At 73.0% G+C, this 20783-nt stretch carries 19 protein-coding genes and 1 pseudogene; 9 read left to right on the forward strand and 11 right to left on the reverse strand.

All coding sequences use genetic code 11. The annotated features are described in order from the left end of the window. From ME121_RS15185 to ME121_RS15195, 3 genes and pseudogenes are all read right to left on the reverse strand, one after another. Positions 1-292 (reverse strand): annotated as a pseudogene (locus tag ME121_RS15185) (polysaccharide biosynthesis/export family protein); the annotation flags it as partial. 193 nt (positions 293-485) lie between these two features. Then, the gene (locus ME121_RS15190) at positions 486-1976 is read right to left on the reverse strand and encodes an LTA synthase family protein (protein WP_059409122.1); all 1491 of its coding nucleotides are present in this window, start codon (positions 1974-1976) and stop codon (positions 486-488) included. Positions 1977-2206: 230 nt separating this feature from the next. Next, positions 2207-3709, reverse strand: a complete 1503-nt coding sequence (locus tag ME121_RS15195) for a capsular polysaccharide export protein, LipB/KpsS family (RefSeq protein ID WP_059409123.1) — start codon at positions 3707-3709, stop codon at positions 2207-2209. A gap of 337 nt (positions 3710-4046) precedes the next feature. Here ME121_RS15195 and ME121_RS15200 point away from each other — a divergent pair, with 337 nt between their 5' ends. The 4 genes from ME121_RS15200 (at position 4047) to ME121_RS15215 (ending at position 7570) form a co-directional block, all read left to right on the forward strand. Continuing rightward, the gene (locus ME121_RS15200; protein WP_012317950.1) at positions 4047-5354 is read left to right on the forward strand and encodes a capsule polysaccharide biogenesis protein; all 1308 of its coding nucleotides are present in this window, start codon (positions 4047-4049) and stop codon (positions 5352-5354) included. A 115-nt stretch (positions 5355-5469) separates the two neighbouring features. Then, complete coding sequence (locus ME121_RS15205) at positions 5470-6237, forward strand: SDR family NAD(P)-dependent oxidoreductase (RefSeq protein ID WP_012317949.1); 768 nt, start codon at positions 5470-5472, stop codon at positions 6235-6237. Then, positions 6237-7097: a formyltransferase family protein gene (locus tag ME121_RS15210; protein WP_012317948.1), complete on the forward strand. Its 861-nt coding sequence runs from the start codon at positions 6237-6239 to the stop codon at positions 7095-7097. Before ME121_RS15205 ends, ME121_RS15210 begins: the two co-directional genes overlap by 1 nt. Positions 7098-7159: 62 nt before the next feature. Then, positions 7160-7570, forward strand: coding sequence for a flagellar basal body rod protein FlgC (locus tag ME121_RS15215; protein ID WP_012317947.1), 411 nt, complete (start codon positions 7160-7162; stop codon positions 7568-7570). Here ME121_RS15215 and ME121_RS15220 read toward each other — a convergent pair. From ME121_RS15220 to ME121_RS15230, 3 genes are all read right to left on the reverse strand, one after another. Then, positions 7563-8957, reverse strand: coding sequence for an amino acid permease (locus tag ME121_RS15220; RefSeq protein ID WP_059409124.1), 1395 nt, complete (start codon positions 8955-8957; stop codon positions 7563-7565). The two genes, ME121_RS15215 and ME121_RS15220, sit on opposite strands and share 8 nt — an antisense overlap. A 114-nt stretch (positions 8958-9071) precedes the next feature. Beyond that, positions 9072-9746 carry a hypothetical protein gene (locus ME121_RS15225; RefSeq protein WP_059409125.1) on the reverse strand — a complete coding sequence of 225 codons (675 nt, stop codon included), beginning with the start codon at positions 9744-9746 and terminating at the stop codon, positions 9072-9074. Next, on the reverse strand, positions 9739-11739 hold the full coding sequence (locus ME121_RS15230; RefSeq protein ID WP_059409126.1) for a hypothetical protein: 2001 nt from the start codon (positions 11737-11739) through the stop codon (positions 9739-9741). Before ME121_RS15230 ends, ME121_RS15225 begins: the two co-directional genes overlap by 8 nt. Positions 11740-12041: 302 nt before the next feature. On the opposite strand from ME121_RS15230, the gene rpsO reads away from it, so the two are divergent. From rpsO to ME121_RS15245, 3 genes are all read left to right on the forward strand, one after another. Next, the gene (gene rpsO, locus ME121_RS15235; RefSeq protein WP_012317943.1) at positions 12042-12311 is read left to right on the forward strand and encodes a 30S ribosomal protein S15; all 270 of its coding nucleotides are present in this window, start codon (positions 12042-12044) and stop codon (positions 12309-12311) included. A gap of 221 nt (positions 12312-12532) precedes the next feature. Continuing rightward, complete coding sequence (pnp, locus tag ME121_RS15240; RefSeq protein WP_012317942.1) at positions 12533-14752, forward strand: polyribonucleotide nucleotidyltransferase; 2220 nt, start codon at positions 12533-12535, stop codon at positions 14750-14752. Between the two features lie 173 nt (positions 14753-14925). After that, positions 14926-15147, forward strand: a complete 222-nt coding sequence (locus ME121_RS15245; protein ID WP_012317941.1) for a YgaP-like transmembrane domain — start codon at positions 14926-14928, stop codon at positions 15145-15147. Positions 15148-15225: 78 nt separating this feature from the next. Here ME121_RS15245 and ME121_RS15250 read toward each other — a convergent pair whose 3' ends face one another. Further along, complete coding sequence (locus tag ME121_RS15250) at positions 15226-15489, reverse strand: GlsB/YeaQ/YmgE family stress response membrane protein (protein ID WP_012317940.1); 264 nt, start codon at positions 15487-15489, stop codon at positions 15226-15228. A gap of 182 nt (positions 15490-15671) precedes the next feature. Here ME121_RS15250 and ME121_RS15255 point away from each other — a divergent pair, with 182 nt between their 5' ends. Then, positions 15672-16028 carry a RidA family protein gene (locus tag ME121_RS15255; protein WP_024830885.1) on the forward strand — a complete coding sequence of 119 codons (357 nt, stop codon included), beginning with the start codon at positions 15672-15674 and terminating at the stop codon, positions 16026-16028. Next, positions 16025-17152 carry a polyamine ABC transporter substrate-binding protein gene (locus tag ME121_RS15260; protein ID WP_012317938.1) on the forward strand — a complete coding sequence of 376 codons (1128 nt, stop codon included), beginning with the start codon at positions 16025-16027 and terminating at the stop codon, positions 17150-17152. The genes ME121_RS15255 and ME121_RS15260 overlap by 4 nt, the downstream gene beginning before the upstream one ends. Before the next feature lie 22 nt (positions 17153-17174). On the opposite strand, the gene ME121_RS15265 is transcribed toward ME121_RS15260, so the two are convergent. From ME121_RS15265 to ME121_RS15280, 4 genes are all read right to left on the reverse strand, one after another. After that, positions 17175-17846, reverse strand: a complete 672-nt coding sequence (locus ME121_RS15265; RefSeq protein ID WP_012317937.1) for an ankyrin repeat domain-containing protein — start codon at positions 17844-17846, stop codon at positions 17175-17177. A 205-nt stretch (positions 17847-18051) separates the two neighbouring features. Next, on the reverse strand, positions 18052-18465 hold the full coding sequence (locus ME121_RS15270) for a DUF3597 domain-containing protein (protein WP_012317936.1): 414 nt from the start codon (positions 18463-18465) through the stop codon (positions 18052-18054). Positions 18466-18586: 121 nt separating this feature from the next. Continuing rightward, positions 18587-18910 (reverse strand): hypothetical protein, encoded by a 324-nt coding sequence (locus tag ME121_RS15275; RefSeq protein ID WP_024830887.1) that lies wholly within the window; start codon positions 18908-18910, stop codon positions 18587-18589. A 22-nt stretch (positions 18911-18932) separates the two neighbouring features. Continuing rightward, complete coding sequence (locus tag ME121_RS15280) at positions 18933-20783, reverse strand: DEAD/DEAH box helicase (RefSeq protein WP_089231569.1); 1851 nt, start codon at positions 20781-20783, stop codon at positions 18933-18935.

Consider the following 20783-nt stretch of genomic DNA (forward strand, 5'->3'; position numbering starts at 1 on the left):
CGGAGACCGAGACCATGTCGCCGATGCCGATGACCGGCTCGGAGGAGGGGCGGTGGTCGCCGAAGGAGGCGAGCAGGCTGTCCAGCGGCCGGCCGCGCAGGGCCTCGACCACGGAGGGAGTGACGTCGATGATCTCGTAGCGGGCGAGCAGGCCTCCGTCGGCCGTGGCGACCTCGGATCCGGCCTGGATCGCGCTCGCCGTCGGACCCGCCGCGGGCAGGTACGTGCAACCGCCGGCAGATCCAGCCGCCAGGGCGGCCATCAGGGCGGTGCACGCCGTCTTACGCAGCATCACAAAGATTTCTCCTCGCCGAGCCCGCGCCATCGCTGGCCCGGGCCGGGACACCCAGTTTGACCGCCAAACGCTGCGATCGCTTTAACGGCCGCGCCGGAGCGGCGGCCGTCGCGTGGCCGGTCGCGCTATCCGCGGGCAATGCGTCACCAGCGTGGCACGGCCACGCTGGTGACGCGCAAGCTTAACCTTATCATGTCCCCGCGGCGATGTCCGCGGGCGCGGTCGCGAGACTCGCACGCAGCGCCCGCCCGAGCTCGTCGGCGGCGATGTCGGCGCGCTGCGGGGCCTCGTGCGGGCGGCCGAACCGGAACAGGGCGTACTCGGTGGTCCGCCCGCCGAAACCGGGTTTGCAACTCGGCAGCGACGGTGCGTGGTCGCCGAACACGCAGAGCGTGATGGTCTGGCCCCGCTCGCGGGCGATGGCGTCCAGGCCGGCGACGAGATCCTCGACCATCTGCCCGGTATGGGCGACGTGATGGAGATACTGCGCCTGCGGGTCGTCGATCCCCGGCAGCCGCCCCGGCTTCCAGGGACCGTGGTTCTCCATGGTCACGCAGAACAGGAACAGGGGCGCGCGGCGGGCCCGCACTTCCGCGAGGAGGCGCGAGCCGAGGGCGACGTCCCCGACATAGGGCCCGACGCGCGGCGCCTCCGCGAAGGCCTCCCCCATCACGAGATCGGCGAAGCCGAAGGCCTCCATCACGCGCGCCCGCCGGAAGAAGTCGCGGTGGAACGGGTGCAGGAACAGGGTCCCGTAGCCCCGTCCCCCGGCCAACCGGGCGAGGCTCGTCGGCTCGTCGCCGCTGCGGGACGTGTAGGGGTCGAAGCGGCCGAAGCCGAGGCTCTCGGACGGTCGGCCGGTGAGCACCGCGTGCTCGCTGCGCATCGTGTAGGCGCCGTGCGCCGGCACCCGCAGGCGCCCGTACTGCGCGGCCCGGGTGCGGAACAGGTCCATCGCCGGCAGTTTCGGGCCGCCGAGCCGCTCCGGATCTACGAAGGATTCGAGCTGGATCACCACGACGACGTCGTCGCCCGGGCCCTCCGGCAGCGCCGGCGCCGCCGGCACCGGCACGCCGCCGGCCATCGCCCGGGCGGTGTAGCCCAGGAGGCTCGCCGGGAGGCCGACCCGGGTGACATCCGCCTCCAGATCGGGCTCGGGGAACCAGCGGGCGATCAGCCGGGCGAGCGGCGGGCGCGGGGCCGCCCGGACCAGCAGCCAGAGCGCGAGCGGGAGGCCGAGCAGGCACAGCACCCGCGGCAGGGTCGCGACGGGCAGCACGCTCGGCTCGATCCAGTACCACAGCGCGGTGACCGCCAGGGTGAGCAGGACCGGCACGGAGATGCGCGGGTCCCACAGGGGCGGGATGTAGTAGAGCTGCGGATGCCGCGGCACCTGGGGCAGCAGGGCGAAATCGCTGAACAGCAGCGGCTCGCCGATCACCGAGCGCTTCGCGCGGCTGACGACGATCAGGATCGCCACGGTGATCACGCAGGTCAGCCCGGCGAGCCAGGGCCGCCAGGAGAACTCGAACCAGAACAGCAGGATCAGCAGGTAGCCGAGCAACCGCAGGCCGAGATCCCGCGGCGCGAGGCTCGCCCGCGCGATCGAGTCGCCCGCGAACACCTCCAGGGCGAGGCACGCGGCGAGCGCGAGACCGGTGGCGATGAGGAACGTCGTCAAGACACGGACACTCGGCGTGGGGCGGGCCTGCTCGCCGCCGGGATCCGGTCCGGCGGGAAACAGCGCGCGGGAGCAAGGCGTTACGGGCCGTTCCTGATCCAGAACGATCGGAATCGGCCCCGGGGACGGGCGGCTGCGGGCGGACTCTAGCAGCGCGCGCTATCGCTTTGGTGTCACATCAGGGTCTCGCGGAACGGGATTCGCGCCGCGCGCGCCGCCCTAGCGCCGCCCTAGCGCGGCCCGCCGCCGGCCTCGCGGCCGACGCCGCGCCGGCTGCGCAGGGCCCGCACGACGGGATTGAGGAGGCCGTAGCGGGCGCGCATCACCAGATGGGCCGTCCGGCCGAGGGAGAGGGCGTTGCGCGGCGCCGCCGCCCGGGCCGCGCTGAGGCGGTCGAGGAGCTGCTCCGGGGTGCACGGCTTCATCGCCACCGGGTCGAGGTAGCGCGCGTAGAGGATCATGGCGCCGGCCACCAGCTCGTCGAGGCTCAGCCGGCGGCCGCGGTCGGCCCCCGGCGCGAGATCCTCCGACAGGCCCCAGCCGGAGTAGAACGGCCGGCCGTGGGTCGCCACGGTGAGGCCGCGGATCAGGGCCTCGAACCCGGCCAGCGACGTCATGGTCTCGACGTGATGCACCCGGTCGAGGAGGTCGACGATGCTGATGCCGCCCACGATCCGGTCGGCAAGAGTCAGGGCCTCCGCCTCCGGGATGATGCCGGGACGGAACCCGGCCTCCACGTCGGGATGCGGTTTGTAGAGCAGGAACGCGTCCGGGTTGCGCCGCCGCGCCGCTTCCAGCAGCGCCCGGTTCGAGCGGACCAGCGGCGAGCCGTGGCGCACCGAGGCGTCGTCCTCGACCTGGCCGGGCACGAGCACGATCCGCCGGCCCGGCGGCCAGTCGAGCGCGGCGGCGTCGAGGCCGACATTGTACTTGCTGAGCCGACGCGCCACGACCTCCTCGCGCAGGCGCCGCGCCCGGGCGACGAGGTCCGGGGTGAAGTCGGCCTCGGCGAGCAGCCGCTGCAGGCGGCTCTCCCGCCGCGGGTCGTAGTAGATGCCGAGGTCGTCCACCACGATGGAGGCGCCGGGCTGCAGGCTGGCGCCGAGCCCCACGGAGCGCAGGAACCCGTCCTCGACCCGGGCCAGCGGCAGGCCGGCCCGCGTGCAGGCCTCCTCGAGCTGGCCCGGTGCCCGCGTCGCCCAGGCCAGGATGCGGCCGCCGTGGCGCTGCCCCGCGGCGATCGCGGCCTCGGTGGTCATGGTGTGGATCGGCCGGCCGGCGGGCCCGGCGCCCAGGACGTCGAGGGCGGGCCGCTTCCAGCGCGACATCCCGACATAGATCACCCGCCGGTCGTTCTCGGCGAAGCGCGCGGCGAGCCACGCCACCCGCTCGGCGCAGGCCGCGCGGTCGATCGGCGCCCGGCTCCAGGGATCGAGGTAGTGGACGCCGCCCTCCCCGCCCAGGGGCGCGCCGTCGAGGCTGATCCGGAGGGACGCGAAGCCGGTCTCCGGCGAGTCGTAGGGGCTCAGGACCGGCCCGGGCGCGACCACGAGCCGGCGCCGCCCCGTCAGCGCCAGCAGGCGCCCCGCGAGGCTGCCCGCGCCCCAGGCCGCGCCGACGGCGCCGGGGCGTGCCGGACCGAAGGCGAGGCCCGTCGCGGCCTCGATCTCCGCCCGCAGGCGGCGGATCGTGCGGCCGGTCGCGTAGAGCGACGGGGTCGGGTCAGCGGGCATGGTCGGTGCGTCCGGCTCCGGTCGGGTCGAGGTGCGGAAGCTGCCTGTAGCGCATTTTCGTCGGCATGGGATGGTGATGCAACGCGGAGACAACCTGAGCGCGCGTCGCCGTCGCCACGTCCTGGAAAGGATTTGGACATATCGTCGCCGCGATTGCCCGCCTAATCCGGAGGCTGAGCCGCAGGCGCGGGACCGTTGCAGACGGGCCACGCTGGCGCGGAAATGCCATGCCGCGGCGTGGCTTCGGATTGCGGGGCCGCCGGGCACCGTGCCACCTCAAGAGTCTCTCGCCGGTGCGGTTCATCCGGCCCAGGGTCAAGGACAGAAGCGCCGCGGAATGCAACAGCCCGCCCCCGACGCCCTCCGCGACCGCCCCGCGACCTTCCTCTTCCTGCAGGGCATCGCGACGCCGTTCTTCTCCGATCTCGGAAAGGCGCTGCGCGCGCGGGGACACAGCGTCCGGCGCATCAATCTCTGCCCCGGCGACTGGCTGTTCTGGAGCGGCGAGGCCGACAATTACCGCGGCCGCCGCGAGGCCTGGGGCGAGTATCTCGAGGCCTATCTGGACCGCGAGAGCGTGACCGACATCGTGCTGTTCGGCGATTGCCGGCCGTTCCACAAGGCGGCCCGCATGATCGCCGAGTACCGCGGCCTGCGGGTGCACGTGTTCGAGGAGGGCTATATCCGCCCGAACTGGATCACCTGCGAGCTGGGCGGCGTGAACGGCTTCTCGTCGCTTCCCCGGACGGCCGCCGAGATCCGGGCCCTGGCGCGGCGCCTGCCGCAGCCCGGCCGGGCGATGCCCTCCACGGGCGACATGGCCCGCCGCAGCGTCTGGGACGTCGGCTACAACCTCGCCAACGTGCTGTTCCCCTACCTCTTCCCGCATTTCCGCAGCCACCGGCCGACCCATATCGCGGCCGAGTATGCCGGCTGGATCAAGAAGTTCGCGCGCCGCGCCCATACCCGCCGCGAGGCGGCCCGCTGCGACGAGATCTACCGCGCGGTCGGCTGCGACTACTTCCTGCTGCCGCTGCAGCTCGACAGCGACTACCAGATCCGGGTCCACTCGCCGTTCCTCGGCGTCGAGGGCTTCATGGACCGGGTGATCAAGTCCTTCGCGGACGGCTCGTCGGCACCGACCCGGCTGCTGGTGAAGCTGCACCCGCTCGACAGCGGCCTGATCAACTGGCGCAAGTTCGCCCGCGCCTCGGCCCGGCGCCACGGCGTCAGCGACCGGCTCGACTTTATCGACGGCGGCGACCTCCCGGCCCTGATCAAGGGCGCCCGCGGCGTGGTGATCGTCAACTCCACGGTGGGGATGCTGTCCCTCGAGATGGGCTGCCCGACCCACGCGGTCGGCACCGCGATCTACAACATGGCCGGCCTGACCCATCAGGGCGATCTCGACAGCTTCTGGAAGAATCCGACGCCGCCGGAGATGGACCTGATGGCGGATTTCCGCCGCGTGGTCCTGCACCGGACCCAGGTCAACGGCGGCTTCTTCTCCAAGGAGGCGATCGACCGCGCGGTGGCCGGCTCGGTGCCGCGGATGGAGGCGGCCCTGCCCGACGCGATGCTGGCGGCGGCGCGGGCGGTCAGCGAGGTGGCCGAGCGCGACGGCGAGCTCGCGCCGGTCTACTGACCGGACTCGCCGGACTCCGGGACCGTCGCCGTTCGGCGGCCTTTGAAGCGCGTTTCACCGCCGGTGAGCCTTTCCCGGCCTTGATCTTTCCCCGCGCGGCGGCGTAACCCGCCCCATGCCCCGTATCCTGATCACCGGCGCGTCGAGCGGCATCGGCGCCGCGCTGGCGCGCCACTACGCGCAATCCGGCACCAGCCTCATCCTGGTCGGCCGCAACGCCGAGCGGCTGGAGATCGTCGCCCGCGACTGCCGCGCCGGCGGCGCGACCGTCGAGACCGCCCGCCTCGACACCCGCGACCGGGCCGCCACCGTGGCGCTGGTGCACCGGTCGGATGCCGAGGCCCCCCTCGACCTCGTCATCGCCAACGCGGCGGTGAACGGCGGCAATCAGGAGGGGCAGGTGGAGGCCGAGGACGTGGCCTTCGAGACCGCCGACATCAACTACACCGGCACGCTCAACGTGATGCTGCCCACCCTGACGCTGATGCTCCAGCGCGGGCGCGGTCAGATCGTGCTGCTGTCGTCGCTCGCGGCCTACGCGCCGCTCCAGGACGCGCCGGCCTACAGCGGCGCCAAGGCGGCCCTGGTCGCCCACGGCCTCGCCCTGCGCCAGAAGGTCGCGCCCCGGGGCGTGAAGGTCAACGTCGTCACCCCGGGCTACGTGAAGACGCCGATGGGCGGCGAGCTCAAGGGCTGGCGGCCGCTGGAGATCAGCGCCGAGGAGGCGGCCGTGCGGATCGCCAAGGGCATCGCGGCCAACCGCGACGTGATCGCCTTCCCGTTCATCCTCACGGCGCTCGCCCGCACCGTGCTGCTCCTGCCCGAGAACGTCCGCAAGGCCGGCCTCTACGCCTTCCGGTTCCAGCGGCGGAAGCGGCGCTGATGGCGCGGCCCCGGATCGCGCTGTTCGTCCTGGAGGCGCTGCCGAACGCCCGCGCGGTGCGCCGGCTCGTCGCCGATCTGCGGGCCGACATCGCGCTGGTGGGGCTCTCCAACGCCGAGCGGCCGTCGAGCGGCGGTCTGACGGGGCAGATCCGGCGGCACCTCGCGCGCTCGGGCACCGGGATCCTGCCCTACCTCGCGGTCAATTTCGGCCTGCCGGACCTGCTGCGGCCCCTGGCGCCCCTGACCCAGGCGGCGTCCGGAAGCGGCGACGCGCCGGAGGCGACGCCGCTCAGGACCCTGTGCCGCCGCCTGGGCATCCCGACCCTGACGGTCGACGACGTCAACGGCCCGGACGTCGCGCGGGCATTGCGGGACGCGGCACCGGACCTGATCCTCACCTACCATTTCGATCAGATCCTGAAGCCCGAGATCATCGGCCTGGCGCGGCTCGGCGGCGTCAACGGGCATCCCGGCCTGCTGCCGCGCCACCGGGGCCCTGTGCCGACGATCCATGCCCTGGCCGACGGGCCCGGGCAGTTCGGCATGACCCTGCACCGGCTGGCCGCCACGATCGACACCGGCGCGATCCTCGCCCAGGAGGCCGTACCGCTGCCCGAGGGCACGACCGCGACCCGGGCCTCGGTGGCGCTCCACGCCCACGGGCGCGCGATGCTCGACCGGCTCCTCGACGAGGTCGCCCGGACCGGGGCGCTGCCGGAGGGGCGGACCGCGCCGGTTCTGCCGTACTGTCCGTTCCCCGACCGCGCGCTGCTCTCCGCGCTCCGCCGCCGCGGCCTGCGCCTCACCGATGGCCAGGATCTCCGGGACGCGCTGAGCCTGTCCGCGCGGCCCTCTTAACCCCCGGTTAAGGCTGTTCGGCGAGGACTCGGTCAGATCGTCGCCGTCGACAGGGCCCGCGCATGCCGGACACCAGCGCCCTCCACTCGGCCTCCGCCGCCCTGGCCGCCGGCCGGCAGGTGCAGAGCGGACGGATCCGCGCGATCTCCGAGAACCTCGCCAACGCCGATTCGGTCCCGACCACCCCGGGTGGGGCCCCCTACGCCCGCAAGATCGCGGTGTTCGCCCCCGTGGCGGCGGACAGCCCCCGCGACCCGGTCGGTCGGATCGCCCGCGACACCACCGGCTTCCGCACCCGCTACGACCCGACCAGTCCCGGGGCCGACCCGAGCGGCTATGTCCGCCTGCCGAACGTGAACAGCGCGGTCGAATCGGCCGACCTGCAGCGGGTGGTCCGGAACTACGAGCTGAGCCTGAGCGCCTCGGCCTCGATCAAGACGCTCGCGCAGGCCACCATCAACCTGATCAGCTGAGCCGACCGTGCCGCCGGCCGTAGCCGGCGTAGATCGCGAGGCCGATCGCCAGCCAGACCGCGAGGCGGATCCAGGTGTCGGCCGGGAGCGACGCCATCAGCGCGAGGCAGGACAGGATCCCGAACCCCGCCGTGAGCGTCACCGCCGGCACGCGGAACGGGCGCGCCCGGTCCGGATCGGTCCGGCGCAGGATCAGCACCGTCGCGCAGACGAGGCAGAACGCCAGGAGCGTGCCGATGCTGACGATCTCGCCCAGGACGTCGATGGGCACGAGCCCCGCCACGGCCGCCGTGAACAGCCCGATCACCAGCTGGCTCGCCACGGGCACCCGCGTCACCGGATGGACCCGGCAGAAGATCCCCGGGAGGAGCCCGTCGCGGGCGATGGCGAAGAAGATCCGGCTCTGCCCGTAGAGGGCTGTCAGCGCCGAGGTGGTCAGGCCGATCAGGGCGCCGGCCTTGATGATCGTCGAGAAGCCCGGCAGGCCGATCACGTCGACCGCCTTGGCCACCGGGTCGGCGACGTCGAGGTCGCGGTAGGGCACGAGGCCGGTGAGGACGGCCGCCACGGCGACGTACAGGATCGTGGTGATCAGCAGGGACCCGATCAGGCCCACCGGCGCGTCGCGCTGCGGTGCCCGGCACTCGCCCGCGGCCGTCGCCACGGTCTCGAAGCCCACGAAGGCGAAGAACACCACCGCGGCGCCGCGGAACACGCCGCTCCAGCCGTAGGCGCCGAAGGTCCCGGCATTCTCCGGCACGAACGGGTGCCAGAGGTCCGGCCGGAGATGGGCCACGCCGACGCCCACGAAGGCCAGGATGATCGCGACCTTGCAGGCGACCAGCAGCCCGTTGACCAGGGAGGCCTCCTCGGTGGCGCGCATCAGCAGGGCGCTGAGCAGCAGCACGATCCCGGCCGCCGGGAGGTTGACGAGGCCGCCGTCGCCGGGCGCCCCGGCCAGGGCCCGCGGCAGATGCAGGCCGAACTCCGCCGCGAGGGACTGCGCGTAGCCCGACCAGCCCACCGCCACGGTCGCCGCCGCCACGGCGAATTCGAGGACGAGGTCCCAGCCGATGATCCAGGCGGGAAACCGCCCGAGGCTCGCGCGGGTGTAGGTGTAGGTGGATCCCGGCTCCGGGATCATGGCGGCCAGCTCGGCGTAGCACAGGCCCACGAGGCCGCAGGCGATGCCGCCGATCACGAAGGAGAGGTTGAGCGCCGGGCCCGCGTACTGCGCCGCCGCCGTTCCGGTGAGCACGAAGATGCCGGCGCCGATCGTGGCGCCGAGGCCGATGGCGACGAGGCCCGGCGCGGTGAGGCTCCGGGCGAGGTCGCGCCCTGCCCCCGCACCCGCCCGCTCACCCGTGGTCACCGCGGACTCCGCCATCGCGTCCGTTCCCCTCGCCCGGATCGTCACCCGGCATATTCCATGCCCGGACGGCGGCCTCCGGGAAACCGTCCCGGCCGCTGCCGCACCGCTCGGCGCCCGAAACGGTACCGCCTACCGCCGCACCGCACCGCCCCCGTCGGGCGCTCCCGGATCGACCGCGCCCGGCGGGGGCGGTGCGGCGGCCGCGCCGATCATCCGGGTGTCGGTCCGGAACGCCCGGGCGACGAGGCTGCAGAAGCGGATGAAGGCGCTGCCCTGCGGGGTGATGACGTAGCCGTCACCCGCCCGCGCGACGTTGCCGGAGGCCTGCTGCTCGGTCAGGCGCCGCTCCATCTGCCGGAACTCGCCGAGATAGACCCGCTCGAACACCGCCCGCGCCCGCTCCGGGGTGAAGCGCTCCCCGGGATGGGCGGCCATCTGGCCGAGCAGGAACACGCTGATCGAGCGGTCGACCGTCACCGGCAGGATCACGAAGGCGCTCAGGTTCAGGGACAGCGACAGGACGCAGGCGCCGAGGGCGTCCCGCCGGCGCAGCCCCCAGGACCGGCCGAGCCCGGCCAGGGCCGCCGTGACCGACAGCGTCAGCAGGAAGGCGACCGCGAGCAGGATCAGGCCGCGGTAGAACAGGATCGTCACCCCGGACCAGAGATCCGTCTGGAACAGCAGCACGAAGCAGCCGAAGCCGAGGAGGACGGCGCCGGCCTGCAGCAGCGCCTGGGCGCAGAGCCAGCGCAGGGCCTGCGCGGCGCGCGGGTGGGCGGGTGCCCTAGGACCGGCTTCAGTCATGGAGATCCTCGACCCGCAGGATCCGGACGAGCGGATCGGCGTAGACCGCTTGGCTGCGCCAGACCCAGGAATCCGGGCCGCTCCAGGGCGCGTCCTGCGCGGTGACGACCAGGGCGCCGATCCCGGCCGCCTCGGCGCGCCGCCGCACCTCCGCGCCGTCCAGGCGGTCGCGGAAGATCGGCGCGACGTCGGCGAGCCGCGACGCCACGGCCTCCGGCGGGGCGCCGAACAGCCGGGCCTCCGCGTCGGCCACCCCCGTCGGCTGGAGGCCGTAGAGCCCGAAATCGAACACCCGCCGCGGCACGGGCGATTGCTGCAGCACCAAGTCCCGGGGCAGGTGCGTGCCGGCCCAGGCGTAGGCCGCGCGCAGCGCCCGGTCGATGTCGGGACGGCCGGCGAGGCGGGCGAAGGCGGGCCGGTCGGAGGCCGTATAGGCGCGCATGCCGACGAAGCCGTAGAGGGTCGTCGCGTAACCGAGGGCGAGCAGCGCGGCGAGGAGGCTGGGGAACCGGAGCCGCCGCGCCTCGCTGAGGCGGGTCAGGGCCACCACGGTCCAGACCAGGGTCGCGACCTGCGCGAGCAGGACCACGCGCGCGCCGAGGTCGTTGTTGAGGATCGCCGAGCGCAGGACGCCGCCGAGGAGCAGGCTGGCCGCCGCGCAGAGGGTGAGCAGCCGCCCGGCCTCGCGGCCGTGGGCCTCGCGGCGGGGCACGAGGCGCCAGAACAGCAGCGCACCGGCGGCGCAGACGCCCAGGGCCGCGTAGTAGTTCAGCGGCAGGAGGACCAGGCGGAGCGCGCTCAGGGCCGGCTCGTCGACGAGGCCGTCGAGCGGCCCGAATCGCCGGATCGAGAACCGGATCGGCGCGCCGCCGTCGGTCCGGTTGGCCAGCACGCTGAGGAGGTAGGGGGCGGCCAGCGCGGCGCTGAGCAGGCCGGCAGCCGCCAGCCGGGCCGCGGCGCGCCAGCGGCGCTCCAGGCCGAGCAGCGTCAGCCAGATCCCCGCGGCGCCCGCCGTGCCGAGGCAGACCCAGACGGACAGGCCCGCACAGGCCGCGAAGGCCAGTCCCGCGACGCCGACCGCCGCCGCCTCCGCGCGCCGGTCCGGTCGCGTCCGGTCCGCGACCTCCGCCAGGGCCAGGAGACCGAGCCACCCGGCCAGGGCGCCGGCGACGTGGTGCGGCACCCAGACCAGCGAGGCGGGCCAGTTGAGGACCTGCTCGTTCAGCCATTCCGGGATCGGCAGCCACGTCCCGGAGGTGGCCCGGTCCGCGACGACCAGCAGGATGTCGAGGCTTCCGGCCGGCAGCAGCAGGAGCACCGCGCGGCGCACGAGCCGGGGGGCGGCGTCCGCGACGAGGCCGGTCGCGGCGAGGAGCCGGTCGAGCAGGCCGAGGAGCGCGAGGCCGGTCCAGAAGGCCAGGCCCGCGAAGGCGGTCCGGCCGTCGACCAGCCGGCCGCCCGCCCAGTCGACCAGGGCAGTGAGGGTGTAGAAGCCGTAATAGTAGCCCGCCCGCTCGGGCCGGGCGAAGAACGGGTCCACCGGCGGCAATCCGTGCTCGACGATCGCGCGCGTGAGGGCGGCGTGCTTGACGAGGTCGATGACCGTCACGGGCCGGTAGAGGGCGGTGCCGGTGTCGACGTCGATCAGCGCGTAGGCCACGACGCCGAGCCAGAGCAGCGCGAGGGCCAGCGCCGCCCGGTCGCGGGAATCCCGCAGGTCGCGCAGGGCCGGACGCAGCGCGACGAGCCCCGCGGCGCCGGCGGCGAGCGCCGCGGCCGGGACGCCGGCCGCCTCGATCAGAAGGCTGTCGAGGGCCGGCAGGAGCCCGACTCCGAGGAGCGCCCCGCACAGGAGGCGGTCGCCGGACACGAGCGCGCGGAATCCGAGGATGCCGGTCAGCCTGCCCAGGGCGTAGCCCGGGAGGAGAACGAGGGGGACGCCGAGCAGCGTCGCGACGACGACGCCGCACGCATCCGAGAAGGTGCCGTTCATCGCCGGGCCGCGTCGCGTGAGCGGCTCCGGGTAGCACGGGGGCGTTAACCGTTCTTTCGGGCGACTCGGGGCGAGGCCGGACCGCCGCGACGCGCAGCCGCCGCGGCTCGCCCGGCTCGGGACTGGCATAACCGTCGGTTTCGTGTATGGATCGCGCGGCCTCGACCCGGGTTTCCGGGCGGGGCTTGAGCCGCTTGGCGCTGTGACCGTGCTGGACGACATCCCGGCACCGGCCGAACGCCGAGCCCGCGCGCGCCCGTTGGGGGCGCCGCATCCGACCAGCACAACCCGAGAGGCACGCGATGTCGATCACGGCAGAGCGCAAGACCGCGCTCATCAAGGAACACCGCAAGGACGCCAAGGACACCGGCTCCCCCGAGGTCCAGGTGGCGATCCTCACCGAGCGGATCACCAACCTGACCGGCCACTTCAAGACCCACGGCAAGGACAACCATTCCCGCCGCGGCCTCCTGAAGCTGGTCTCGCAGCGCCGCTCGCTGCTCGACTACGTCAAGCGCAAGGACGAGGCCCGCTACCGCGCCCTCATCGAGCGTCTCGGCATCCGCCGCTAAGGCGCACTCCGCGCGGTTCCGGGCCCGGCCCGGGGCCGCGTTTCACCATCGCGGGCTGTCGGAATGGGTCCGGCCTCCCGGCAAACGGGCCGCTTCGAGGCGCCAGCGTCGGGGCAGGATCGCGAGACACTTCGCCGAGAGTTCTCAGGCGCAGTGTCTCGCCGTCTTGCCCCCGGGCGGCGCCGGGCTTGGGCCCGCCGCAGGCAAGGAAGAGATTGAGAATGTTCGACGTTCAACGCGAAGAGCTGATGTGGGGCGACCGCAAGCTCGTCCTGGAGACCGGCAAGGTCGCCCGCCAGGCCGACGGCGCCGTCATCGCCACCTACGGTGAGACCTCGGTGCTCGCGACCGTGGTCGCCGCCAAGGAGCCGAAGCCCGGCATCGACTTCATGCCGCTCACCGTGAACTACCAGGAGCGCGCCTACGCCGCCGGCCGCATCCCGGGCGGCTACTTCAAGCGCGAGGGCCGTCCCTCCGAGAAGGAGACCCTGGTCTCCCGCCTGATCGACCGCCCGATCCGCCCGCTCTTCATCGAGGGCTGGCGCAACGACACGCAGGTCGTCGTCACCGTTCTGACCCACGATCTCGAGAACGATCCCGACATCGTCGCGATGGTCGCGGCCTCCGCGGCCCTGACCCTCTCGGGCGTGCCGTTCATGGGCCCGATCGGCGGCGCCCGCGTCGGCTACATCAACGGCGGCTACCGGCTGAACCCGCTGGTCACCGAGACCAAGGAAGAGTCCAGCCTCGACCTCGTCGTCGCCGGCACGCAGGACGCGGTGCTGATGGTCGAGTCGGAGGCCAAGGAGCTCTCCGAGGACGTGATGCTCGGCGCCGTGATGTTCGGCCACAAGCACTTCCAGCCGGTGATCGAGGCGATCATCCGCCTCGCCGAGAAGGCCGCCAAGGAGCCGCGCGACTTCAAGGCCCCCGAGAACGCCGACGTCGAGAAGGCGGTGCTGGAGGTCTGCGAAGCCGAGCTCCGCGCCGCCTACACCAAGACCGTCAAGCAGGAGCGCTACGCCGCCGTCGACGCCGTGAAGGCGAAGGTGATGGCCGCCCTCTGCCCCGAGGGTGCCGAGAAGTTCCCGGCCGAGAAGGTCAAGGCCGCCTTCAAGGAGGCCCAGTCGAAGGTGGTCCGCTGGAACATCCTCGACAGCGGCGCCCGCATCGACGGCCGCGACGTGAAGACGGTCCGCTCGATCCTCTCCGAGGTCGGCGTTCTGCCCCGCGCCCACGGCTCGGCCCTGTTCACCCGCGGCGAGACCCAGGCGCTGGTCGTGGCGACGCTGGGCACCGGCGAGGACGAGCAGTTCATCGACGCGCTGGAAGGCACCTACAAGGAGCGCTTCCTGCTTCACTACAACTTCCCTCCCTACAGCGTCGGTGAGACCGGCCGGATGGGCTCGCCGGGCCGTCGCGAGATCGGCCACGGCAAGCTCGCCTGGCGGGCGATCCGTCCGGTCCTGCCGCCGGCCCACGAGTTCCCCTACACGATCCGCGTCGTGTCGGAGATCACCGAGTCCAACGGCTCGTCCTCGATGGCCTCGGTCTGCGGCGGCTCGCTGTCGCTGATGGATGCCGGCGTGCCGCTGCGCCGTCCGGTGGCGGGCATCGCCATGGGCCTCATCCTCGAGGGTGAGCGCTTCGCGGTCCTGTCCGACATCCTCGGCGACGAGGATCACCTCGGCGACATGGACTTCAAGGTGGCCGGCACGGACGAGGGCGTGACCTCGCTCCAGATGGACATCAAGATCGCCGGCATCACCGAGGAGATCATGAAGATCGCCCTCGCCCAGGCGAAGGACGGCCGCGCCCACATCCTGGCCGAGATGGCCAAGGCCCTGACGGCGGCCCGTCCGGAGCTCGGCGAGTACGCGCCGCGCATCGAGACGATGCAGATCCCGACGGACAAGATCCGCGACGTGATCGGCACCGGCGGCAAGGTGATCCGCGAGATCGTCGAGAAGACCGGCGCCAAGATCAACATCGAGGATACCGGCGTCGTGAAGATCGCCTCGGCCGACGGCAAGGCGATCAAGGCGGCCTACAACTGGATCCGCTCGATCGTGGCGGAGCCGGAGGTCGGCGTGATCTACGACGGCACGATCGTGAAGTGCATGGAGTTCGGCGCCTTCGTGAACTTCTTCGGCGCGAAGGACGGCCTGGTCCACATCTCGGAGCTCGCCGCCCAGCGGGTCGCCAAGGTTCAGGACGTCGTCAAGGAAGGCGACAAGGTCAAGGTGAAGTTCCTCGGTCAGGACGACCGCGGCAAGATCCGCCTGTCCATGAAGGTCGTCGACCAGCAGACGGGCGAGGACATCACCGACAAGATCAAGGCGCAGCGCGACGCCGAGCGGGCCGAGCGCGGCGACGAGCCGCGCGAGCCCCGCGAGGGCGGCCGCCACCGCGGCGAGCGCCGCCGCGAGGCCGGCGAGTAAGCAGGGGAGCACCCGCGCCGGCTGCGGTCGGCGCGGGGTGACTCATACGGGCGCGGTCCTCCGGGGCCGCGCCCTTTTTCGTTCCGTCGCGGGAAGGGGCCCGCGCCGGCCGCCGGCCGGGAACGGGGCGCCCGATGCCGCGTTCCCCCGCGACTTCCCAACCGGAGACCCTCATGGCCAACGACATGATGCACGACATCTTCAGCGGGCAACCGAACCTGTCGACGACGGAGCGCGCCGTCTCGGTCGCGCTGGGCCTCGGCATCGCCGCCGCGGCCGCGCAGCCCCGGCCGAACAAGCTCCTGAGCCTGCTGGCCCTCGTGGTCGGAGTCGGCCTCGCGGTGCGCGGCGCCACCGGTCACTGCGCCGTGAAGGCCGCGTCGGAGCATTTCTGAGATCCACGGCCGGTCGCGGCCACGAAAAAGGGGCGCCCCTCGGGGCGCCCCTCGTCGTTTCCGGACCGGCCGGAGAGGTCAGTAGGTCGTGGTGCGGCGGCCGGCGATCAGGCCGTAGATGAACAGCACGACCACGGCGCCCACGATGGCGCCGATGAAGCCCGCGCCCTGGTTCGGCCCGTACCAGCCGATGGCTTGGCCCAGGAAGGTCGCCACGAAGGCGCCGACGATGCCGAGGATCGTGGTCAGGATGAAGCCGGCGGGCTCGTTCGGGCCCGGCATGAGGAACTTGGCGATGACGCCGGCGAGAAACCCGATGATGATGGTCCAGAGAATACCCATGACTGACCCCAAGGCGTGATTGTCGATGGCGGCAGAACGCTTCGAGACCCGCGACGGTTGCCCGCACCCTGGCCGCCGATGACGATTTTCCTCGGGTTCAAGCCTCGCGTGCGCGCGCGGCCCTTTACGGCCAGGCCGGTGCGGCGGCAGATACGCCGGTTCTCGAGGATGTGGAGACGGGTATGGACATTCAGCGTATCGAGCCGGGCAAGCGGATGTCGCAGGCCGTCACCTTCGGCGACATGGTCTACCTCGCCGGGCAGGTCGCGTCCGACACGGTCGGCACCGGGGTCACGATCCAGACCCAGCAGATCCTGTCGGAGATCGACCGGCTCCTGGCCGCGGCCGGCAGCGACAAGGCGCGGATCCTCTCGGCCACCGTCTATCTCGCCGATATCGCGACCTTCGCGGAGATGAACGCCGCCTGGGACGCGTGGGTCTCCCCGGAGAACCCGCCGGCCCGCGCCACGGTCGAGGCCAAGCTCGCCGCGCCCGAGTACCTGGTCGAGATCGTGGTCGTGGCCGCGAGGAGCCGGTGAACGGCGCGCGCCGGACCGTCCTGGCGGCCGCTGCAGCCGTTCTCGCGGGAGGGCTCCTGGCGGCCCTGCCCCTCGTGCGGCCGGCACCGGCCGCCGAGGAGCGGGTCGTCAACATCTACAACTGGTCGGACTATATCGACCCCACGGTGCTCGAGGCCTTCACCCGCGAGACCGGGATCAAGGTCGTCTACGACACCTACGACAACAACGAGATCTTGGAGACCAAGCTGCTCGCCGGCCGGTCGGGCTACGACATCGTCGTGCCGTCAGGGCCCTACCTGCAGCGCCTGATCCGGGCCGGCGCCTTCCTGCCCCTCGACAAGTCCAGGCTGAAGAACCTCGGCAATCTCTGGCCCGAGGTGACCAGCCGGCTGGCGGCCTACGATCCCGGCAACACCTACGCCGTCGACTACATGTGGGGCACGACCGGCATCGGCTACAACGTCGCCGCCGTCCGCGAGCGCCTGGGCGCCAACGCGACGGTGAACTCGTGGTCTGTCGTCCTCAACCCCGCCTCGGCGAACAAGCTGAAGGAGTGCGGGATCATGATGCTCGACAGCCCCGAGGACCTGATCCCCAGCATGCTCCCGGCCTTCGGCGCGAAGGCGGATTCCAAGCGCTGGGACGACATGACCCTGGTGACCGACGCCCTCTACAAGGTGCGCGGCGCCGTGCGGAAGTTCCACTCGTCGGAGTACATCCAGGCGCTGGCGAACGGCGATATCTGCCTGGCCGTCGGCTACTCGGGCGACATCATGCAGGCGAAGCGCCGCGCCGAGGAGGCCAAGAACGGGATCGACATCGCCTACGTCGTGCCGAAGGAGGGCGCGCTGATGTGGTTCGACACCTTCGCGATCCCGAAGGATGCCGCCCACCCGGCCGAGGCGCTGGCCTTCATCGACTACATGATGCGGCCCGAGGTGGCGGCGGCCAACACCAACTTCGTCTCCTACGCCAGCGGCAACCTCGCGGCGAAGAAGTTCGTGAAGCCCGAGATCCTGAGCAATCCCGGCATCTACCCGGACGAGGCGACGATGCAGCGCCTGTCCATCAACACCGCCTGGGACGACCGCACCCAGCGCTTCGTCACCCGCCTCTGGACTCGGGTCCGCACCGGGCGCTGACGCGGAGCCCGGCCGGGTCTCGTCAGCGCCCCGCCTCCGCGGGGACGCCGTGCCGGACGAGCCACGCGCGGACCGCCGCGCGGGTCTCGCGCGCTTCGTCGTTGAGCAGGCGGTCCGGCGTCGCGAAGAAGTACGGCTGGAAGGTCTTTCGCTGCGCATTGCGCAGGGTCGGGTCGATCCCGGCCTCGAGCAGCCGCAGCACCCAGGGATTGGCCGCGCCGACCTGGGCGGCCACGTGCAGCAGCGAGTTGCCGGTAGCGTCGACCCGGCTCAAATCCGCGCCGGCTCGCAGCAGCAGCACGATCTGCGCCTCGCGGCGGTTCTGGACGGCGCGGAACAGCGGCGTCCACCGAGCGCGCGGGCTCACCGGGTCGACCGGCGCGCCGTGCCGCAGCAGGATCTCCAGGTAGGTCGGCTCCTCGACCATCGCCGCCATGTGCAGCGCGGATTCCTGATCGAGCCCCGGCACGGACGGGTCCGCGCCCGCGTCGAGCAGGGCCGACACCGCGCGCGGCCGCGCGTTCCAGATCGCCCATTCGAGCAGCGTGAGGTTCCGGTCGCCGCGGAGGGAGAGATCCAGGCCGGGCGCCAGCGCGGCGATGCGTGCCACGTCACCGCGGGCGACCGCCGCGGCGATCGCGGCGAGAGGGGACGCCTCGAAGGCGCCGCTGCGGTCCCCGGTCGGGCTGTCCATGACCGTTCGCTCCTCGGCGCCGCCTGATTCGGCGCTGCGTGACGCGGGCCATGTGACCGAGAAAGACCGGGGCGCTGCAAGGGCTCGTCTGCAGGTGTCGCCGTCGGCGTGAACCGCCGGCGCCCGACGGGCCCGAGAAGCGACATCGCCGCGGCGACGGTCGAGACCGTCCGCGGCGATGCCCGTCGATCGCGGGGTCGGCGCTCTAGTGCTTGAGATCGTCCGGAACCTTGCCGCCGTTCTCGGCGAGCTTCTGCATGACCTGCTTGTGCAGCCAGATGTTCATGCTCGCCGAATCGTCCTTGTCGCCGGTGTAGTGGAGCTCGTCGGCGAGCTGCTTGCGCGAGGCGAGGCCGGAATCGAGGCCCAGCAGCTTCATCAGGTCGACGATCGAGTGGCGCCAGTCGAGCTTCTGCGGGTTCTTCTCGGCGAGGCTGGTGAGCACCGCCTCGACGTCCACCGGCTCGCTGCCGCCGGCCGTGCCGGGGGCCGACGGGGTCGAGGGCGTGCTCGTGCCGGCCGGGCCGCCGGAGCCGGCGTTGGGCGCGGGGGCGGCGTCCGCGGTGCCACCACCGAACGGATGGAGGATCTTGCTGACGATGCTGCCGAGGAGGCTCATGGATCCGCTCCGATAATCGAGGCCCGATCTCCGCGCCGGGCGGCCATTCAACTGGCTGTGAGCCTTGGCGTTCCGCGGTCCGGCGGGCCCGGGACGGTCGACGCGGCGCCGCCCGGAGCGGTCAGGACGGTGCCCAGAGGGCGGCGATGAGCGCGGTCCGCTCCTCCGCGAGCGTGCCGTTCGGGACCGGGCGGTCGGCGCGGGCGTACCAGTAGCGCGCATTGCCGTCGTCGCCCTCGATCCGGTGGAGATGGGCATGGACCCAGGCCGCGTCGGGTCCCCCGGCGTCCTGGACGAGGCGGTGCGCCCGCTCCCAGGCGGCGGAGGCCGGTCCGGAGCCGTCCCGGGCGAGCCACCAGAGCGCGGCGAGCGGGGCGGCCCAGCCCCTGGGCGGCTCGGACGCGGTGAGTGTCGCGGCGAAGGCGGCGGGCAGGCTCTCGGTCACGGCTGTCTCCTTCCCGGGCGATTCAGCGGCCGGCGGCGCGCTCCGGCTGCCAGCGCCCGCGGCGCTGGCGGGCGGACCACGCGTAGCGGGCGTCGCCGTCGAGGCGGTCGAGATGGTCGGAGAGGCGGTTGCGCTCGAGCCAGGACAGGGCCGCCTCCAGCTCCGGGAGGGTCATGGTCGCGCGGCCCTTGCCGAGCACGCGCTTGAGAACGGCGTTGTAGCGGTGGGCGAGATTGCCGCCGCGGGGGACGCGCAGGGAGGTCTCGTCCTCCACCGCCTGGGCGGCCACCGCGGCGGCGAGCCGCTGGCGCAGGGTCCGCTCGGTGACGGAGGGCGGTTCGGGCGCGGCCGCCGCGGGGACCGGTTCGGGGAGGCGCGGGCGCAGCAGGGCGTAGCGCATCCCGATCGCGTTGCTCTCCAGGGGCGTGATCCCGCCCGGCTCGTCGTCGCGCCAGCGGGTCCGCTCGGGCACGACGGCGCTCGCCGGCCGCTCGCGGGGCGGCCGGACGCTGCTGCCCTGCTCGGTCTCGAGTTCGAGGCGGAACCGCGCGAAGAGCGGGTCGTCCGGGTGGAAGATCAGCGCCTGCTGCCCGTCGTAGGGCCCGGCATGGGGATCGACCCGGGTGGCCCGGGCGAGCATCTGCTCGAGCCAGGGCCGGGAGCGGATATGGGTCAGGGCCGCGACCACCGCGACCTCCGGGGCGTCGAGGCCCTCGTAGGCCATCGCCACCGTCACCAGCACGGCCGGTTCCGGCGTGAGCCGGAACGCGGCCAGCGCCGCGTGGGCGTCGCCCTGGCCGGAGGTCGCGAGGCGGACATCGCGCTCGCCTTGCCCGGCCGGCATCCAGTCCCGCAGGGTCCCGAGATAGGCCCGCGCGCTCGCCTGATCGGGCGCCACCACGAGGAGCTTGCCGAGTCCCCGGGCCGGCTCGCCGGGCGGGAGCTCGCGCTCGGCCCGGCGCCGGGCGCGCAGGCGCTTCGTGGCGAAGAACGCCTCGCTCAGGAGGTCGCGGGCGAACCCGGTCCGCAGGGCGGTGAACAGCGCCGGCCGGGTGGTGATCCGGACCGAGCCCGCGCCGAGCCGGTGCGGTCCGACGCGCGGGCTGTCGCCCGCGATCCGGCCGCCCTCCAGCCAGCTCGCCTCGCCGTCGATGGCGCCGAACGTCACCGGCAGCACCGCCCGCTCGGCCAGCGCCTGCGCCCGCGAGTAGCCGATCACCGCGAGGCCGGGAGCGTCGAGGTCGAGCTCCGGACCGCGGCCGGGCCCGGCGGGTCGGTAGGGCAGCCCGAGGATCCGCCGCCCGTCCGCCCGCTCCAGCGTTCCGGACAGGTACAGGCGCACGGTCGCCGCCTCCATGACGGGCAGCATCGCGCGGGACCACGCCCCGGCCTCGGCATCCTCCGCGGAGGGGTCGTCGGCGCCCGGGCGGCCGGGGACCGGCAGGTGATGGACCTCGTCGACCACCAGCAGGGTGCGGTGCGCCCGCGCCTCCGCGAGGTGGAGCGCCGGGGCGGCCGCGACCGCCTGATAGGTGGTGACGTAGCCGGCCAGACCCCGCGCCGGGTCGCGCTCGTTGTCGGCCGCCCGCACGCTGAGGGCGTGCCCGAAGGCCGCGCGCCAGAGCGGATCGGCGAAGGCCTCCTCGGCCTGCAACCGCAGCGAATCCCGCGGCACCACCCAGACCACGCGCTCGACGAGCCCCGCCGCGATCAGCCGGTGCGCGGCGATGACCGGCAGCAGCGACTTGCCGCCGCCGGGGGTGACCGCGGCCAGGATCTTCCGGACATGGGCCGCCTCCCCGCTCGCCATGGCCGCGACCAGGGCCATCAGCGTGCGCTGGTGCGACCGCAGGGACGGGGCGGGACGGGTCAA

The organism is Methylobacterium sp. ME121, from assembly GCF_000974725.1.
GTDB lineage: Bacteria > Pseudomonadota > Alphaproteobacteria > Rhizobiales > Beijerinckiaceae > Methylobacterium > Methylobacterium radiotolerans.

Coding starts and splice junctions, on each gene's coding strand:
- ME121_RS15195 (WP_059409123.1), bottom strand. CDS start 3,709: ATGCCCGCTGACCCGACCCCGTCGCTCTACGCGACCGGCCGCACGATC.
- ME121_RS15200 (WP_012317950.1), top strand. CDS start 4,047: ATGCAACAGCCCGCCCCCGACGCCCTCCGCGACCGCCCCGCGACCTTC.
- ME121_RS15205 (WP_012317949.1), top strand. CDS start 5,470: ATGCCCCGTATCCTGATCACCGGCGCGTCGAGCGGCATCGGCGCCGCG.
- ME121_RS15210 (WP_012317948.1), top strand. CDS start 6,237: ATGGCGCGGCCCCGGATCGCGCTGTTCGTCCTGGAGGCGCTGCCGAAC.
- ME121_RS15215 (WP_012317947.1), top strand. CDS start 7,160: ATGCCGGACACCAGCGCCCTCCACTCGGCCTCCGCCGCCCTGGCCGCC.
- ME121_RS15220 (WP_059409124.1), bottom strand. CDS start 8,957: ATGGCGGAGTCCGCGGTGACCACGGGTGAGCGGGCGGGTGCGGGGGCA.
- ME121_RS15225 (WP_059409125.1), bottom strand. CDS start 9,746: ATGACTGAAGCCGGTCCTAGGGCACCCGCCCACCCGCGCGCCGCGCAG.
- ME121_RS15230 (WP_059409126.1), bottom strand. CDS start 11,739: ATGAACGGCACCTTCTCGGATGCGTGCGGCGTCGTCGTCGCGACGCTG.
- rpsO (WP_012317943.1), top strand. CDS start 12,042: ATGTCGATCACGGCAGAGCGCAAGACCGCGCTCATCAAGGAACACCGC.
- pnp (WP_012317942.1), top strand. CDS start 12,533: ATGTTCGACGTTCAACGCGAAGAGCTGATGTGGGGCGACCGCAAGCTC.
- ME121_RS15245 (WP_012317941.1), top strand. CDS start 14,926: ATGGCCAACGACATGATGCACGACATCTTCAGCGGGCAACCGAACCTG.
- ME121_RS15250 (WP_012317940.1), bottom strand. CDS start 15,489: ATGGGTATTCTCTGGACCATCATCATCGGGTTTCTCGCCGGCGTCATC.
- ME121_RS15255 (WP_024830885.1), top strand. CDS start 15,672: ATGGACATTCAGCGTATCGAGCCGGGCAAGCGGATGTCGCAGGCCGTC.
- ME121_RS15265 (WP_012317937.1), bottom strand. CDS start 17,846: ATGGACAGCCCGACCGGGGACCGCAGCGGCGCCTTCGAGGCGTCCCCT.
- ME121_RS15270 (WP_012317936.1), bottom strand. CDS start 18,465: ATGAGCCTCCTCGGCAGCATCGTCAGCAAGATCCTCCATCCGTTCGGT.